At 67.3% G+C, this 14355-nt stretch carries 18 protein-coding genes; 11 read left to right on the forward strand and 7 right to left on the reverse strand.

Going from position 1 to position 14355, the window contains the following annotated elements:
* Positions 1 to 53 precede the first annotated feature (53 nt).
* Complete coding sequence (gene purB, locus SJY20_RS16025) at positions 54 to 1346, forward strand: adenylosuccinate lyase (RefSeq protein ID WP_380787907.1); 1293 nt, start codon at positions 54 to 56, stop codon at positions 1344 to 1346.
* A gap of 5 nt (positions 1347 to 1351) precedes the next feature.
* Here the strand turns inward: purB and SJY20_RS16030 are convergent, their stop codons facing one another.
* Positions 1352 to 1978, reverse strand: coding sequence for an HAD family hydrolase (locus tag SJY20_RS16030; RefSeq protein WP_380787908.1), 627 nt, complete (start codon positions 1976 to 1978; stop codon positions 1352 to 1354).
* Positions 1975 to 2289: a DUF3572 domain-containing protein gene (locus tag SJY20_RS16035; protein WP_380787909.1), complete on the reverse strand. Its 315-nt coding sequence runs from the start codon at positions 2287 to 2289 to the stop codon at positions 1975 to 1977. The genes SJY20_RS16030 and SJY20_RS16035 overlap by 4 nt, the downstream gene beginning before the upstream one ends.
* Before the next feature lie 36 nt (positions 2290 to 2325).
* On the opposite strand from SJY20_RS16035, the gene SJY20_RS16040 reads away from it, so the two are divergent.
* Positions 2326 to 2688 (forward strand): response regulator, encoded by a 363-nt coding sequence (locus tag SJY20_RS16040; RefSeq protein ID WP_380787910.1) that lies wholly within the window; start codon positions 2326 to 2328, stop codon positions 2686 to 2688.
* Between the two features lie 196 nt (positions 2689 to 2884).
* Here SJY20_RS16040 and rpmG read toward each other — a convergent pair whose 3' ends face one another.
* The gene (gene rpmG, locus SJY20_RS16045; RefSeq protein WP_017977469.1) at positions 2885 to 3052 is read right to left on the reverse strand and encodes a 50S ribosomal protein L33; all 168 of its coding nucleotides are present in this window, start codon (positions 3050 to 3052) and stop codon (positions 2885 to 2887) included.
* Between the two features lie 168 nt (positions 3053 to 3220).
* On the opposite strand from rpmG, the gene SJY20_RS16050 reads away from it, so the two are divergent.
* The 4 genes from SJY20_RS16050 (at position 3221) to SJY20_RS16065 (ending at position 5983) form a co-directional block, all read left to right on the forward strand.
* Positions 3221 to 3565: a hypothetical protein gene (locus SJY20_RS16050; RefSeq protein WP_380787911.1), complete on the forward strand. Its 345-nt coding sequence runs from the start codon at positions 3221 to 3223 to the stop codon at positions 3563 to 3565.
* A gap of 11 nt (positions 3566 to 3576) precedes the next feature.
* Positions 3577 to 4128 carry a TMEM165/GDT1 family protein gene (locus SJY20_RS16055; RefSeq protein ID WP_380787912.1) on the forward strand — a complete coding sequence of 184 codons (552 nt, stop codon included), beginning with the start codon at positions 3577 to 3579 and terminating at the stop codon, positions 4126 to 4128.
* Positions 4129 to 4194: 66 nt separating this feature from the next.
* Positions 4195 to 4380: a DUF1328 domain-containing protein gene (locus SJY20_RS16060; protein WP_056054463.1), complete on the forward strand. Its 186-nt coding sequence runs from the start codon at positions 4195 to 4197 to the stop codon at positions 4378 to 4380.
* A gap of 10 nt (positions 4381 to 4390) precedes the next feature.
* The gene (locus tag SJY20_RS16065; protein WP_380787913.1) at positions 4391 to 5983 is read left to right on the forward strand and encodes a cisplatin damage response ATP-dependent DNA ligase; all 1593 of its coding nucleotides are present in this window, start codon (positions 4391 to 4393) and stop codon (positions 5981 to 5983) included.
* A 155-nt stretch (positions 5984 to 6138) separates the two neighbouring features.
* Here the strand turns inward: SJY20_RS16065 and SJY20_RS16070 are convergent, their stop codons facing one another.
* The 4 genes from SJY20_RS16070 to SJY20_RS16085 all read right to left on the reverse strand — a co-directional run bounded on the left by SJY20_RS16070 (position 6139) and on the right by SJY20_RS16085 (position 9478).
* Positions 6139 to 6768 (reverse strand): carbonic anhydrase, encoded by a 630-nt coding sequence (locus SJY20_RS16070; protein ID WP_380787914.1) that lies wholly within the window; start codon positions 6766 to 6768, stop codon positions 6139 to 6141.
* 122 nt (positions 6769 to 6890) lie between these two features.
* Complete coding sequence (lgt, locus tag SJY20_RS16075; RefSeq protein ID WP_380787915.1) at positions 6891 to 7712, reverse strand: prolipoprotein diacylglyceryl transferase; 822 nt, start codon at positions 7710 to 7712, stop codon at positions 6891 to 6893.
* A 34-nt stretch (positions 7713 to 7746) separates the two neighbouring features.
* Positions 7747 to 8586, reverse strand: a complete 840-nt coding sequence (locus SJY20_RS16080; protein WP_380787916.1) for a glutaminyl-peptide cyclotransferase — start codon at positions 8584 to 8586, stop codon at positions 7747 to 7749.
* 25 nt (positions 8587 to 8611) lie between these two features.
* Positions 8612 to 9478 (reverse strand): cold-shock protein, encoded by an 867-nt coding sequence (locus SJY20_RS16085; RefSeq protein WP_380787917.1) that lies wholly within the window; start codon positions 9476 to 9478, stop codon positions 8612 to 8614.
* 414 nt (positions 9479 to 9892) lie between these two features.
* On the opposite strand from SJY20_RS16085, the gene SJY20_RS16090 reads away from it, so the two are divergent.
* The 5 genes from SJY20_RS16090 (at position 9893) to rpoN (ending at position 14220) form a co-directional block, all read left to right on the forward strand.
* A complete protein-coding gene (locus SJY20_RS16090; RefSeq protein WP_380787918.1) occupies positions 9893 to 10513 on the forward strand; it encodes a ribonuclease D in 621 nt (206 codons plus the stop codon).
* Positions 10513 to 11169, forward strand: a complete 657-nt coding sequence (gene lptC / locus SJY20_RS16095) for an LPS export ABC transporter periplasmic protein LptC (protein ID WP_380787919.1) — start codon at positions 10513 to 10515, stop codon at positions 11167 to 11169. The genes SJY20_RS16090 and lptC overlap by 1 nt, the downstream gene beginning before the upstream one ends.
* A 5-nt stretch (positions 11170 to 11174) precedes the next feature.
* Entirely contained in the window at positions 11175 to 11729 is a 555-nt protein-coding gene (locus SJY20_RS16100; RefSeq protein WP_380787920.1) for an LptA/OstA family protein, read from the forward strand.
* 58 nt (positions 11730 to 11787) lie between these two features.
* The gene (gene lptB / locus SJY20_RS16105; RefSeq protein WP_380787921.1) at positions 11788 to 12576 is read left to right on the forward strand and encodes an LPS export ABC transporter ATP-binding protein; all 789 of its coding nucleotides are present in this window, start codon (positions 11788 to 11790) and stop codon (positions 12574 to 12576) included.
* A 147-nt stretch (positions 12577 to 12723) separates the two neighbouring features.
* Positions 12724 to 14220, forward strand: coding sequence for an RNA polymerase factor sigma-54 (gene rpoN / locus SJY20_RS16110; protein WP_380787922.1), 1497 nt, complete (start codon positions 12724 to 12726; stop codon positions 14218 to 14220).
* Positions 14221 to 14355: the final 135 nt, after the last annotated feature.

Consider the following 14355-nt stretch of genomic DNA (forward strand, 5'->3'; position numbering starts at 1 on the left):
CGGGTCCGGCCTCTGGTCGCGCCCACCCCTTCCCCGCGTCCCAGAGGTAACCCATGGTCCCCCGCTATTCCCGCCCCGACATGGTCGCGATCTGGACGCCCGAAGCGCGCTTCCAGATCTGGTTCGAGATCGAGGCGCACGCCACCGACGCGCTCGCCGAACTGGGCGTGGTGCCAAAGGAAGCCGCCGCGGCGATCTGGGCCAAGGGCGCGTTCGAGGTCGACCGCATCGACGAGATCGAGCGCGAGACCAAGCACGACGTCATCGCCTTCCTGACCAACGTCGCCGAGCATGTCGGACCCGAGGCGCGCTTCATGCACCAGGGCATGACCTCGTCCGACGTCCTCGACACCTGCCTCGCGGTGCAGCTCGCCAAGGCGAGCGACATCCTGATCGCCGACATCGACGCGTTGCTGGTGGTGCTCAAGCGCCGCGCGATCGAGCACAAGATGACCCCGACGATCGGGCGCAGCCACGGCATCCACGCCGAACCCGTGACCTTCGGGCTCAAGATGGCGCAGGCCTATGCCGAGTTCGCCCGCAACCGCGCGAGGCTGGTGGCCGCCAAGGACGACGTCGCGACCTGCGCGATCTCCGGCGCTGTCGGCACCTTCGCCAACATCGATCCGTTCGTCGAAAGCTATGTCGCCGAGAAGCTCGGCCTGTCGGTCGAACCCGTCTCGACCCAGGTCATCCCGCGCGATCGCCACGCGATGTTCTTCGCGACGCTGGGCGTCATCGCCAGCTCGATCGAGCGCCTGGCCACCGAAGTCCGCCATCTGCAGCGCACCGAAGTCCTCGAGGCCGAGGAATATTTCTCGCCCGGGCAAAAGGGTTCGTCGGCGATGCCGCACAAGCGCAACCCGGTGCTGACCGAGAACCTCACCGGCCTTGCGCGCATGGTCCGCGGCTATGTCACGCCCGCGCTCGAGAATGTCGCGCTGTGGCATGAGCGCGACATCTCGCACTCGTCGGTCGAGCGCTATGTCGGTCCCGATGCGACGATCACGCTCGACTTCGCGCTCGCGCGGCTGACCGGGGTGATGGACAAACTGGTCGTCTACCCCGAGCGGATGCTCAAGAACCTCAACAAGATGGGCGGCCTGGTCCATTCACAGCGCGTGCTGCTCGCGCTCACCCAGGCCGGCGTGAGCCGCGAGGACTCGTATCGCCTGGTCCAGCGCAACGCGATGAAGGTGTGGGATTCCGACGGCGCGCTGTCGCTGCTCGAACTGCTCAAGGCCGATCCCGAGGTCACGCTGTCGGACGCCGAGCTCGAGGACAAGTTCGATCTCGGCTATCACCTGAAGCACGTCGACACGATCTTCGCGCGGGTCTTCGGCTAAGGCGATCAGGCGCGGGCGGGCACTCCGTCCGCGAACCGCGCGGCGATCCAGTCGGCGGCTTCCTGCCAGTCGTCGATTCGCGCATGCGCCTCCGGAGCTTTCGGCACGTGTACCGCCAGCGTCGGTTCGGAGACCATGTGCAGCCGGTGGACGCCGGGCGCGTGCTTCGCGACCGAGGCGTGATGAACCGCGAGGTCGTCGACGAACACCGTGACCGATGCGTCATATTCGGCGACCAGATCGGCCACCGGCGTGCCCTTGCCGCCCTGGTTGCAGACCACGCGGTGGTTGATGTCGAACTGTGCCAGCTGCGTGACCCGGGGCTGCTGGCACTCGTCCCGCAGGTTGGTCAGGATGACGATGTCGGCGACCGTGCCGAGCCGCCGGAGCGCATCGACCGCGTGCGGGACCAGCGTCTGGCGGTGCATCTCGCCTGGGAAGAACTCGCCGAGCATCGCCCACATCTCTTCGCGGGTCGGCGGCAGCCCCCCGTCGCGGCGCGTCATCGCGTCGGAGAAGTCGCCATGCTTCATCGCGAAATCGATATCGTGGCGCTCGCCCAGCCAGGTGCCGAAATGCCGGACCATGTGCAGCAGCACCTCGTCGCAGTCGGAGATCAGCAGCGGCCTCATGCGTCGAACCCCGCTTCGTCGATGCCGGACCCGTCGATCAGCGCGCGGGCGCGGACCAGCATCTCGGGCTTCACCCCCAGCGATTCCGCACAGGCGATCAGGTCGGGTTCGTAGTTTTCGAGGAAGCCGAGCACTTCGGACAGTACCGCGGGTTCACCGGCGCGGGCGCGCAGGTCGTCGGGATCGAGGCCGGTCACCGCGAGCAGCCGCTCCGCGCGGTCCTGCTCGGCGAGCGTCCAGACCAGCGCGCGTAGCGCCAGGCCTTCCGCATCGTCGCGATTGGCGACTTCGTTTGAATCGCGCGTCCGCATTGCCTATCGTCGCCTCTTATCGAAGGGACCGCTCGGGTGGCAAAGAAGGTGCTCGTTGTCGAGGACAACGAACTGAACCTCAAACTTTTCTGTGACTTGCTGAGGGCACACGACTTCACCGCGGAACCGGTGCGCGACGGCCGCGAGGCGGTGGCGCGGGCCCGCGACTTCGCGCCGGACCTGATCGTCATGGACATCCAGATGCCGCACGTGACCGGGTACGAAATCATCCTGGAACTAAAGGCCGATGCGACGTTGCAGGCGATCCCGGTGATGGCGGTGACCGCCTATGCCGGACGCGACGACGAGGAGCGGATCCGCGCCGCGGGGGCGGATGCGTATGTGTCGAAGCCGATCAGCCTGGCGCGGTTCATGGATGCGGTAGGCGCGCTGGTCTGACAGCCTCCGTCACCCCAGCGAAGGCTGGGGTCTCGTGCGGCGAGGGTGCGACCTATTACCGGGAGACCCAAGCCTTCGCTGAGGTGACGGAGAGGGTGAGCATCGGACTAGCGCAGACGCGAGAAAGCCGCGGGCGCAGGCGCCCGCGGCTCTGGATCGCCGGTAATGCGGACGGCGCCCGGGGGCGCCGTGCGGATTACTTGATCTTGGCTTCCTTGAACTCGACATGCTTGCGCACGACGGGATCGTACTTCGAGAACGAGAGCTTCTCGGTCTTGGTACGCGGGTTCTTCTTGGTGACGTAGAAGAAGCCGGTGTCCGCGGTGCTGACGAGCTTGATCTTGACGGTAGTCGGCTTGGCCATGCGCCCAATCCCTAAAGCTGTAAAAATGCGAAAGCGGCGGGCAACGCCGCCGCTCTATCAGTGGCGGCGCATGGCGCATCGGTGCGGCCAAGTCAACTCTTCGGCGTCGGAAACCGCGTGTTTACCACCCTGGGCGCACCATGCGCGCATAGGATAAAGGATGCGACCATGGGGCAGATGCTGGGGCAAGTACTGGGACACTTCGAGGAGCTGGGCGAGGTGAAGGCCGACCTTGCGGCACGCATCGCCGCGATCGACGTGCGGGCGCCCTATTCCCGAGCGTGCGAACTGGCCCCCGCGATCGACGCGATCCGGATCATCGCGCACCGCAACGGGCTGAACCCGGCGGTCACGGTCGCGCATTTCGTCGATTCGGCCCTGTCGCGCGGGGAACACGGCGCGCTGGTCCATGGCTGGCTGACGTTGCTCGGCGATGCGATCGTCAGCGAGCGGCAGGACGTGCAGGCCTGCCATGCGTTCGCGGCGGCGTGTTCGGTGCGGCTGGCCGGATAGTGGATGCGTTGATGGCGGCGCTGGTCGCCGCCGCGCTGGCGCAAGTCGGCGATCGTACCGCGTGGCTCGCGGCGATCCTTGCGGACCGCTACGGCGCGGCCCGCGTAATCGCGATGGCGGCGCTCGCCATCCTGGCCGCGAGCGGGACGGCGGCGTTTGCCGGCACGCTGTTGGGGCCGATGCTGGCGCCCAACGCCAAGCAGTTGATGCTGGCGCTGGCGATCCTGTTGCAGGGCGGCGGCGCGCTGTTCCCGATCAAGACACCCGAGCGGCTCGAACGCTGGCGAATCGGCGCGCTGGCCACCGCCGCGCTCGGACTGTTCATCCTCGCGTTCGGCGACGGCGTGCAGTTCATCGTCGTCACGATCGCCGCGCGCAGCCCGGTGCCGGCGCTGGCCGCGGTCGGCGCGACGATCGGGTCGATGGCGGTGGTGGTCCCCGCCGCACTGATGGGCGAGACCGCCTGGACCCGGCTACCGCTGAAGCCGTTGCGAATCGGGATCGGCATCGCCTTCCTGCTCGCCGGAGCGATCCTCGGGCTTGGTGCGCTCGGCCTGATCTGACCGCGCGATCCGGTCGACGGAACGGACGCGCGCGCCGCCGGTTGAGGGTGGAACAGGAGACAAACAATGCTCAAGCTCGCCGTCACCTTTCTCGTCATCGGCCTCGTGCTGGCGTTGCTCGGCTTCGGCGGCGTGGGCGGAGCGTTCATCGGGATCGCCAAGATCCTGTTCTTCATCGCGATCGCGCTGTTCGTGATCTTCCTCGTGCTCGGGTTGCTCGCGGGCAAGGGGATCAAGAACGCGATCGACTGATCTCGATAGCATGCACGCGTTCGCGGCCCTGCTCGATTCGCTGATCTATACCCGGTCGCGCAACGCCAAGCTGAAGCTGATCGCCGATTACCTGCTGGCGACGCCGGACCCCGATCGGGGCTGGGCGATGGCGGCGCTGACGGGTGATCTCGACCTGCCGGGGGTGAAGCCGGCGATGATCCGCGCGCTGATCGAGTCGCGGGTCGATCCCGTGCTGTTCCGAATGAGCCGCGACTATGTCGGGGATACCGCCGAGACGGTCGCGCTGCTGTGGCCCGAACCGGTGACCCCGGTCGACCCCGCGCCGCTGTCGGTCAGCCAGGTCGTCGATGGCCTGATGCATCTTTCCCGGTCCGACGCGCCGGGAGTGCTGGCCGGCATGCTCGACCGATCGGATGCCGAGGAGCGGTTCGCGCTGCTCAAGATGGCGACCGGGGCGCTGCGCATCGGGGTGTCGGCGCGGCTTGCCAAGACCGCGCTGGCGAATGCGTTCGGGCTCGAGGTGGATGCGGTCGAGGAGGTCTGGCATGGCCTCGCCCCGCCCTATGAAAGCCTGTTCGCCTGGGGCGCCGGGACGGGCGCGCAGCCGACGCCGGCCGACGTGCCGGTGTTCCGGCCGTTCATGCTCGCCCACGGCCTGGAGGATAACCGCGTCGACCTGGCCGACTATGCCGCCGAATGGAAATGGGACGGCATCCGCGTGCAGATCGTCCATGTCGCCGGGCAGACGCGGCTGTACAGCCGGACCGGCGACGATGTGACGGGCAGCTTCCCGGAGGTCGCAGCGGCGTTCAACACGCCCGGTGCGGTCGACGGCGAATTGCTGGTGAAGGGCGAGCATCAGGGCGGCGCGCTGGAGGATGGCGGCGGTGCGGCCAGCTTCAACGCGTTGCAGCAGCGGCTGGGCCGCAAGGTGGTGTCGGCCAAGATGCAGGCGGAGTATCCGGCGTTCGTCCGGCTCTACGACATCCTGTTCGATGGCGCCGAGGATTTGCGCGAACTGGCCTGGACCGATCGGCGGGCGCGGCTGGAAGCCTTCATGCCGCGGCTGGATCCGGAACGCTTCGATCTGAGCCAGGTCATCGAGGCGGAGGATTTCACCGCACTGGAAGCGATTCGCGCCGGCGCGCGCGATGCGGCGATCGAGGGGGTGATGCTGAAGCGGCGCGATTCACCCTATGTCGGCGGGCGGCGAGTCGGGCTGTGGTACAAATGGAAGCGCGATCCGCTGACCGCGGACTGCGTGATGATGTATGCGCAGCGCGGCAGCGGGCGGCGATCGTCGTTCTATTCCGACTATACGTTCGGCTGCTGGACCGAGGAGGGCGAGCTGCTGCCGGTCGGGAAAGCCTATTCGGGGATCACCGACGAGGAGCTGAAGATGCTCGACAGCTTCGTGCGGCGCAACACGCTCAACCGGTTCGGCCCGGTGCGCGAGGTCGAGAAGACGCTGGTGCTGGAGATCGCGTTCGATTCGCTGCACGAGTCGAAGCGGCACAAATCCGGCGTCGCGATGCGGTTTCCCCGGATCGCACGGATCCGGACCGACAAGCCGGCCGCGGAAGCCGACCGGATCGAGACACTGCGGCGGATGATCGTCTGATCTGCCCGCCAAAGGTCACAAAAGTCACGCCCGAGGCCTAGTGTTCCGGATCGGAGCAGGAGGCATTCACGGTTTCAAAGACCGGCGCGAAGCCTTGCCGATCGGGCGCGTGTAGGACAGCGAAATCCTCCCCCCGGAGGGGGAGGATCGCCGCATCAGGCCGCGGCGAAATTGCCGTCTTCGCCCAGCACCATCAGCTTGCCGTCGTCGATCGCGAACACTGCGCCTTCAATGCTCAACGTGCCGGCATCGAGGCCGGCCTGGACGAACGGGAAGGTCTTCAAATTCTCGATCGAGACCTTCACGCCTTCCTTCTCGAGCGCGGTCTGGCCCTCGGCACCGGTGCCGACCTCCGCCACCACCTTCTCGCGGGCGCCGTCGAGCAGCTTGATCCATTCCGCGACGAAACCGCCCTCGCCCGGCTTTGCATCGCGCAGCGCGCCCGAAAGCGAGGCCTTCACGCCGCCGCACTGGCCGTGACCGAGCACGAGGATCTCTTCGACCTTGAGCGCGGTGACGGCGAATTCGACCGCGGCCGAGACGCCGTGCAGGCCGCCGCTGGGATCGAACGGCGGGACCAGATTGGCGACGTTGCGGACCACGAACACTTCGCCCGGGCGCGTGCCGAAGATCGTCGCGGGATCGACGCGGCTGTCGGAGCAGGCGATCACCATCACCTTGGGGGTCTGGCCGCCGGCCAGCTCGGTCCATTTCTCGCGCTCGTCGATCCATTCGTTGCCGCGGAAGCGGTAATAGCCGTCGATCAGATCCTTGAACTTCCTCATTCGTACGCGCCTTTCACTGGTTGATCTCGGGGGCCGTTAGCCCGAACATGAACTTTCTGTCATCTTAAAGGATGCGTGGTTCAGCCTTACGCCGAACAGAAATCGGAGGAAACGCGCCAGATTCACGCCGGCCTGTGCGCCGAGGCCGGTATCGTCCGCAGCAGCAGGTACACGCTGGCCACCAGGATCGGTGCGCTCAGCGTCTGTCCCATCGTCAGTCCCCACCACAGATGCTCCAACCCGCGGTCGGGCTGGCGAAACCATTCGAGCGAAAACCGCGCGAGACCGTAGATCAGCAACCCGACGCCAAGCAGCAGCCCGGGTCGGCGGCGCGCACCGGTTCGCCAGAACAGCACGGCAAGTACGACCAGCATCACCACGCCCTCGAGTCCCGCTTCGTAGAGCTGGCTGGGATGGCGGGGCAGCCCGTCGCCCGCACCGGGGAATACCATGCCCCAGGGACGGTCGGTCGGGCGCCCCCAGAGTTCGCCGTTCACGAAGTTCGCGATGCGAACGAGGATCAGCCCGAACGGCGTCGCACAGGCGACGTAGTCACAGAGGCGGAGCAGGTCGATACGGTGTCGGCGGGCGAACAGCGCGAGCACGACCAGCACGCCGACCAGGCCACCGTGCAGCGACATCCCGCCCTCCCACAGCTTCAGCACGTCGAGCGGATGGCGCCAGATGTCGGGGCGATAGACCAACGTGTATCCGAGCCGCCCGCCAAGGATGACGCCGAGCGTCACCATCGGGACGAGGTCGTCGACCTGGTCTGCGGTCATCGGCGCATCCGGCTGGCGCACCAGCAGCCGCAGATACCACCAGCCGAGGAGGATCATCGCGAGGTAGCTGAGCGCATACCAGTGGATCGCGAGCGGGCCGAGTTGCAGCGCGATCGGCGACAGGCCGAGGTCGGTCCAGTAAAGGGGGCGGGTAACGGGCATCGACGGGTCCTTCACTGCGATGCCGGAATTTCGGCTAGCGACGCGGTTCGTCGATCCTGATCTCGAACAGGGTGCGCCAGTATTTGCCGGTGACGAACAGGCGGTCGCCCTTCGCATCCCAGGCGATGCCGTTGAGCACCGAATCGGTCCCGGTCGGGCCGATCTCGGCGACCAGCGGGCGCAGGTCGACGATCGCGGTGACGCGGCCGGTGGCGGGGTCGATGCGGACCAGGAAGCCGGTGCGCCAGACATTGGCTAGCACCGCGCCGCGAACATATTCGAGTTCGTTGATGTCGCGGAGCGGTCGGCCGTCGATCGTGACGGGGACGCGGCGGCGTTCGGCGAGCGTGACCGGATCGCGGACGATCAACGCGGCCGAGCCATCGGACTGGATCAGCGAGGTCGCATCGGCGGTCAGGCCCCAGCCCTCGCCGGTGTAGCGGAGTTGCCCCTTGGGCTTGAGCGTACGGACGTCCCAGCGATGCGCGATGCCGTCGTGCCAGGTCAGGCTGATGAGCTGGCCGGCCCATAAGGCGAGGCCTTCGCCGAACTGCGCGGCGGGGATTGTGGCCTTGGCGAGCGTCTTGCCGTCGGCGAGGCGAACGCGGCGGACATCCGAGGCGCCCGGTTGACCGGTGCTCTCGTAGAGCGCGCCGTCATGCCAGAGCAGGCCTTCGGTGAAGGCAGTGGTGTCGTGGGGATAGCGCGCGACGACCGTCGCGGTCAGCATCGGCACGGGTGCGGTAGTAGGTGAGGCTGCGGGAGCGGCTGCGGGCGCGGCGGCAGGTGTGCCCTGCCCCGCATCCCCCGCGCGCACGAAAACGGCCGGCCCCGCCAAAGCGAGACCGACCGCAATCATGACTTTTCCGATCACGGACGGATCCGGATCAGGAGTCGGCTCAGCCGCCTGCGCTGAGGTTGACCGCGGCGTACTTGCCACGACGATCCACCTCGAGCTCGAACTCGAGCTTGTCGCCCTCGTTCAGCGTCGCCATGCCGGCGCGCTCGACGGCCGAGATGTGCACGAATGCATCGGGCTGTCCGTCGTCGCGCTGGATAAAGCCGAAGCCCTTCATCGCGTTGAAGAACTTGACCGTTCCGGTCGCCTTCTCGCCGGTCAGCTGGCGCTGTGCGCCGCCACCTGCAGGAGCGCCGCCACCGGCACCGCCGCGGGGGGCTTCGTCACGGTCGCGCGGCGGGCCGCGGTCGGTGACGGCCATCGGCTCGCCGTCGATCTTGAGCTCGGTTGCCGAGATGCGGCCACCGCGGTCGACCAGGGTGAAGCCAAGCGGCTGACCCTCGGCCAGACCGGTCATGCCAGCCTGCTCGACTGCGCTGATGTGAACGAACACGTCCTCGCCGCCGTCATCGCGAACGACGAAGCCGAAGCCCTTCTGTGCGTTGAAGAACTTGACCACGCCGGTTCCTTCGCCAACGACCTGGGGGGGCATGCCGCGGCCTGCGCCGCCGCCACCGCCCGAGAAGCCGCCGCCACCGCCGCCGCCGCTGCGGAAACCACCGCCGCTGCCGCCGCCGCCGAAGCGATCGCCGCCACCGCCGCCGCCGCCGTAGCTGCTGCCACCGCCGCCACCGTAGCTGCTGCCGCCGCCGCCATAGCTGCTGCCGCCGCCGCCGAAGCGATCGCCACCACCGCCAAAGCTGCTGCCGCCGCCGCCGAAGCCGCCTTCGTCACCGCCGCCGAAGCTGTCCCGCTTGTCGCGGCCACGCCCGCCACGGTTCCCGCGGCCACCTTTATCGAAACCCATAAGCTCTGATCGTCTTCCCGGTTCGCCCGCAAATCTCTCCAAAAACGTGCGTGCCGGACGACGAACGCAGGTTTTCCGGCGCGAAACCTTTTGCGCCTTACCAGTACCCTTAGCGCAGAATGCAAGCCGTCGCGAACAGAATCTTGTCGGAATCCCATCGATTCCGATGAATCATGGCCGAAGCGTGGCACGGAAGGCACGGAACGCGTGGTTTGGGGGATGCTGCAACACGTCGTCATCCCGGGCTCGACCCGGGACCCAGGGTTACCAGCTGAGTCGCTTGGAGCTCTGGGTCCTGACTTTCGTCAGGATGACGGAAGTCAGGATGACGGAAGTAGGGAACGGCGTAGGGATGTGTGTGAGGTGCGCGATACACGGCTTGAGCGGGGGTGCCGGGGGCGCTAGGGCCGATGGATGACCGTATATCTGCACGAACACGATATTCCCGCCGACCTGTTCGCTCCCGGCGCATCGATTGCGGTCGATACCGAGACGATGGGCCTGATCACGCCGCGCGACCGGCTGTGCCTGGTGCAGCTGTCGGATGGCGGCCCCGACGAGCATCTGGTCCGATTCGCCGCCGGTGCCGGCTATGACGCGCCCAACCTGAAGGCGCTGCTGGCCGACCCCGCGCGCCTGAAACTCTATCATTTCGGCCGCTTCGATATCGCCGCGGTCCAGCATTATCTCGGCGTCGTCGCCGCGCCGGTCTATTGCACTAAGATCGCGTCGCGGCTGATACGGACCTATACCGACCGCCACGGCCTCAAGGAACTGGTCCGCGAGCTGCTCGGGCAGGACATTTCCAAGCAGCAGCAATCCTCGGATTGGGGCAGCCCTAGCCTGAGCGAGGCGCAGAAGGACTATGCGGCGTCCGACGTCCGCTTCCTCCACCGGTTGAAGGACGAACTCGACCTGCGACTCGTGCGCGAAGGCCGGATGGAGCTGGCACAGGCGTGCTTCGACTTCCTGCCGACCCGCGCCGCGCTCGACCTCGCGGGCTGGCCCGAAATCGACATCTTCGCGCACGCCTGATGGCATCGCTGGTGCCTCCTTCGGCGGTCGCCCGCCGCGCGCGATCGAAGCGCCAGCTTTGGGCCGCGCCCGGCGGGACCTATGACCGGCTGATCGCGATCGCGCGCGTCGGGTTGCCGACCGCGATCGGCGTGCTGGCGGCGTTCCTGGTGATGGCGCCGCTGACCGCGGGCGGCGACGTGTCGTTCGTGCTCGACAAGAAGAAGGTCGATGTCGCCAGCGAGCGGTTGAAGCTGCAGTCGGCGCAATATCGCGGCCAGGATTCCAAGGGCCAGGCGTTTAAGCTCGATGCTGGGTCGGCGATCCAGAAGAGCTCGGCCGAGCCGATCGTCCAGCTGAGCAAGCTCGACGCGCATATCCAGCTGACCGATGGTCCGGCGCAGATCCGCGCGAATACCGGGCGCTACGACATGGACACGCAGAAGGTGCAGCTGGACGGCCCGCTGAACTTCACCGCGGCGGGCGGCTACGACATGAAGACCAACGATGCGACGCTCGATCTGGCCAACCGCACGCTACAGAGCGGCGGCGCGGTCAAGGGCACCGTGCCGCAGGGGGTGTTCAGCGCCAACATGCTGCGCGCCGACCTGGAGGGACGTACCGTGAGGCTCGATGGCAATGCGCGCTTGCGGATCGTGCCCAGAGGGGCGAAATAGCGCAGATGCGATCGTCCATCCCCGCCGTGCTGTCGGCTGCCCTGCTCGTTTCGCTGACCGCGACCGGCGCCGTTGCGCAAAAGGCGCATAATTCCAACGCGCCGATCGATTTCGGCGCGGATCATATCGAACTGCAGGACAAGGCCAACCGCGCCGTGCTGTCGGGCAACGTGTCGGTCAAGCAGGCCGAGATGACGCTGAATTCGGCGCGGATGACGGTCGCCTATACCGGCGAAGTCGTCGGCGGGAACCCGCAGGTCTCGCGGCTGGATGCCAGCGGCGGCGTCACCGTGCGGCGGCCGGACCAGACCGCGCGCAGCCAATATGCGATCTACGATCTCAACCGCCGCGTGATCACGATGCTGGGCGCGGTGACGCTGACCCAGCAGGGCAATACCGTCAACGGCGGCCGGCTGACGATGAACCTGGATACCGGACGGGCGGTGATCGACGGATCGTCGGTCGCCGGCAGCAGCGGTGCGGGCGGCAGCGGCGCCACCGGCGTGACGCAGACCGGCGGGCGCGTCACGGGCACCTTCTCGGTACCCAAGCGCAACTAGACTTTCGCCGGTCCGTCCGCGGACCGGATCACCCCTTTTTCTTGCAAGGCTTGAGGCGATGGACGCGACCACCCTGCCCCCGATCGACGGACCCGCGGCGGCGCCGATCGTCGAGGCCCCGGTGGCGCACGGCCTGCAGGTCGTGTCGATCGCCAAATCCTATGACAAGCGCACCGTGCTGACCGACGTGTCGGTGTCGGTCGGGCGCGGCGAAGTGGTCGGGCTGCTGGGCCCGAACGGCGCGGGCAAGACCACCTGCTTCTATTCGGTGATGGGGCTGGTGAAGCCCGATTCGGGCCGGATCATGCTGGACGGCGAGGATATCACCAAGCTGCCGATGTACCGGCGCGCGATCCTCGGGCTCGGCTATCTGCCGCAGGAAACCTCGATCTTCCGCGGACTGAACATCGAGAAGAACATCCTGACGGTGCTGGAACTGTCGGAGCCGGACAAGGCCGCGCGCGAACGGAAACTGGACACGTTGCTCGATGAGTTCGGGCTGACCCGGTTGCGCACCGCGCCGGCGATGGCACTGTCGGGCGGCGAGCGGCGCCGGGCTGAGATCGCGCGGGCGCTCGCGGCGGATCCGTCGATCATGCTGCTCGACGAGCCGTTCGCGGGGATCGACCCGATCTCCATCGCGGACATCCGCGACCTGGTGAAGGACCTCAAGCGACGCGACATCGGCGTGCTGATCACCGATCACAACGTCCGCGAAACGCTGGAAATCGTCGACCGCGCATACATCATCTATGACGGGCGCGTGCTGTTCTCCGGATCGCCCGCCGAGCTGGTCGCGGACGCCAACGTGCGCCGGCTGTATCTCGGCGAGGGGTTCTCGCTCTAGGGCTATGGGGACCGACGCCCCCCCTCCCGTCATCCCGGCGAAGGCTGGGATCTCCCGGTTGGAGGGCGCGCCCTTGCCGCACGAGACCCCAGCCTGCGCTGGGGTGACGGTATGGGGCGGGGTGACGGTGTTTGGTGGGTTGAGTTCATGAGTCTCGCCCCGCGTCTCGACCTGCGCCAAGCGCAATCGCTGGTGATGACGCCGCAGCTGCAGCAGGCGATCAAGCTGCTGGCGCTGTCGAACCTGGAGATCGAAGGGTTCATCGCCGAGGAGGTCGAGCGTAATCCGCTGCTAGAGGCAACGCCCGCCGAAGACGGCGACATCCCCGATCGCGAACCCGTCGCCGAGGTCCGCGACGAGCGGGTCGCGGCGGACGAACTGCTGTCCGGCGCGGGCGACGCGGCGGAGCCTGCGCTCGACGTCGATTACGCGACCGAGAGCCACCAGCAGGACAGCGTCGCCGATGGCGGCAGCGGCAACGACGGCGCGCTGTCGATGACCGGGGCGAGCGCGGGCGGCGCCGGCGGCGAGGACGGGCCGGACCTGGATGCGTTCGCCGATACCGCGCTCAGTCTAGCCGATCATCTGATGGCGCAGGCGGGGCCGGTGGTGGCGCAGGAGGACGCGTTCATCGCCGCGCATCTGATCGACCTGATCGACGAGGCGGGGTATCTGAGCGCCTCGCTGCTCGACATCGCCGGGCGGCTGGGGGTGCCGCTGGCGCGAGTCGAGGGTGTGCTGGCGATCGTCCACAGTTTCGACCCGACCGGGGTCGGCGCGCGCGATCTTGCCGAATGCCTGATGCTGCAGGCCAGGGAGGCGGATCGCTACGATCCTTGCATGGCGCGGCTGATCGAGAATCTCGACCTGCTCGCGCGCGGGGAACTGGCTCGACTGAAGCGGATCTGCGAGGTCGACGACGAGGACATGGCGGACATGATCCGCGAACTGCGCGGCTATGATCCGAAGCCCGGCTGCCGCTATGGTGGCGAGCCGGCCCAGGCGGTGGTGCCCGACCTGTTCGTGGCGCGGACCAAGGCGGGGTGGGGCATCGAGATCAACACCGCGACGCTGCCGCGCGTGCTGGTCAACCGCAGCTATTATACCGAACTGGCGGGCGGGCAGCAGGACAAGGCGTCGAAGGCGTGGCTGTCGGAGTGCCTGGCTAGCGCGAACTGGCTGGTGAAGGCGCTCGACCAGCGCCAGCGCACGATCATCAAGGTCGCGACCGAGATCGTGAAGCAGCAGGAGGCGTTCTTTTTGAAGGGCGTCGCGCATCTGAAGCCGCTGACGCTGCGCCAGGTGGCGGATGCGATCGAAATGCACGAATCGACCGTAAGCCGGGTGACGAGCAACAAGTATGTGAGCTGCGCGCGTGGGCTGTACGAGCTGAAATACTTCTTCACCTCGGCGATCCAGGCGGCGGATGGCGGCGATGCGGTGTCGGCACAGGCGGTCAAGGCGGCGATCCGCGGGCTGATCGCGACCGAGGGGGCGAAGATCCTGTCCGACGATACTTTGGTCGAACTGCTGAACGCGAAGGGGTTCGACATCGCTCGGCGGACGGTGGCGAAATACCGTGAGGCTTTGGGGATCGGGAGCTCCGTGCAGCGGCGTCGGTCGCGGGCGCTTGAGGGGGCTTGATTCACGCTAAGCCGCGAAGACGCTAAGAGAAGAAGGTGGTTTCACGCGGAGGCGCGGAGACGCGGAGAGAAGAGGTTTTTGCGCGCAGAGGCGCAGAGGACGCTGAGGCGATGCGTCTGCCGCGCAGCGGCTTTC

Origin of the sequence: Sphingomonas sp. R86521 (genome assembly GCF_042466235.1) — a bacterium.
Classification (GTDB): domain Bacteria; phylum Pseudomonadota; class Alphaproteobacteria; order Sphingomonadales; family Sphingomonadaceae; genus Sphingomonas.

Bases quoted from the DNA above. Each gene is read 5' to 3' on its own strand.
- SJY20_RS16060 (WP_056054463.1), top strand. From the start codon at position 4,195: ATGCTCAAGCTCGCCGTCACCTTTCTCGTCATCGGCCTCGTGCTGGCG.
- SJY20_RS16065 (WP_380787913.1), top strand. From the start codon at position 4,391: ATGCACGCGTTCGCGGCCCTGCTCGATTCGCTGATCTATACCCGGTCG.
- lgt (WP_380787915.1), bottom strand. From the start codon at position 7,712: ATGCCCGTTACCCGCCCCCTTTACTGGACCGACCTCGGCCTGTCGCCG.
- SJY20_RS16085 (WP_380787917.1), bottom strand. From the start codon at position 9,478: ATGGGTTTCGATAAAGGTGGCCGCGGGAACCGTGGCGGGCGTGGCCGC.
- lptC (WP_380787919.1), top strand. From the start codon at position 10,513: ATGGCATCGCTGGTGCCTCCTTCGGCGGTCGCCCGCCGCGCGCGATCG.
- SJY20_RS16035 (WP_380787909.1), bottom strand. From the start codon at position 2,289: ATGCGGACGCGCGATTCAAACGAAGTCGCCAATCGCGACGATGCGGAA.
- SJY20_RS16100 (WP_380787920.1), top strand. From the start codon at position 11,175: ATGCGATCGTCCATCCCCGCCGTGCTGTCGGCTGCCCTGCTCGTTTCG.
- rpmG (WP_017977469.1), bottom strand. From the start codon at position 3,052: ATGGCCAAGCCGACTACCGTCAAGATCAAGCTCGTCAGCACCGCGGAC.
- SJY20_RS16050 (WP_380787911.1), top strand. From the start codon at position 3,221: ATGGGGCAGATGCTGGGGCAAGTACTGGGACACTTCGAGGAGCTGGGC.
- purB (WP_380787907.1), top strand. From the start codon at position 54: ATGGTCCCCCGCTATTCCCGCCCCGACATGGTCGCGATCTGGACGCCC.
- SJY20_RS16055 (WP_380787912.1), top strand. From the start codon at position 3,577: ATGGCGGCGCTGGTCGCCGCCGCGCTGGCGCAAGTCGGCGATCGTACC.
- SJY20_RS16090 (WP_380787918.1), top strand. From the start codon at position 9,893: ATGACCGTATATCTGCACGAACACGATATTCCCGCCGACCTGTTCGCT.
- rpoN (WP_380787922.1), top strand. From the start codon at position 12,724: ATGAGTCTCGCCCCGCGTCTCGACCTGCGCCAAGCGCAATCGCTGGTG.
- SJY20_RS16070 (WP_380787914.1), bottom strand. From the start codon at position 6,768: ATGAGGAAGTTCAAGGATCTGATCGACGGCTATTACCGCTTCCGCGGC.
- SJY20_RS16030 (WP_380787908.1), bottom strand. From the start codon at position 1,978: ATGAGGCCGCTGCTGATCTCCGACTGCGACGAGGTGCTGCTGCACATG.
- lptB (WP_380787921.1), top strand. From the start codon at position 11,788: ATGGACGCGACCACCCTGCCCCCGATCGACGGACCCGCGGCGGCGCCG.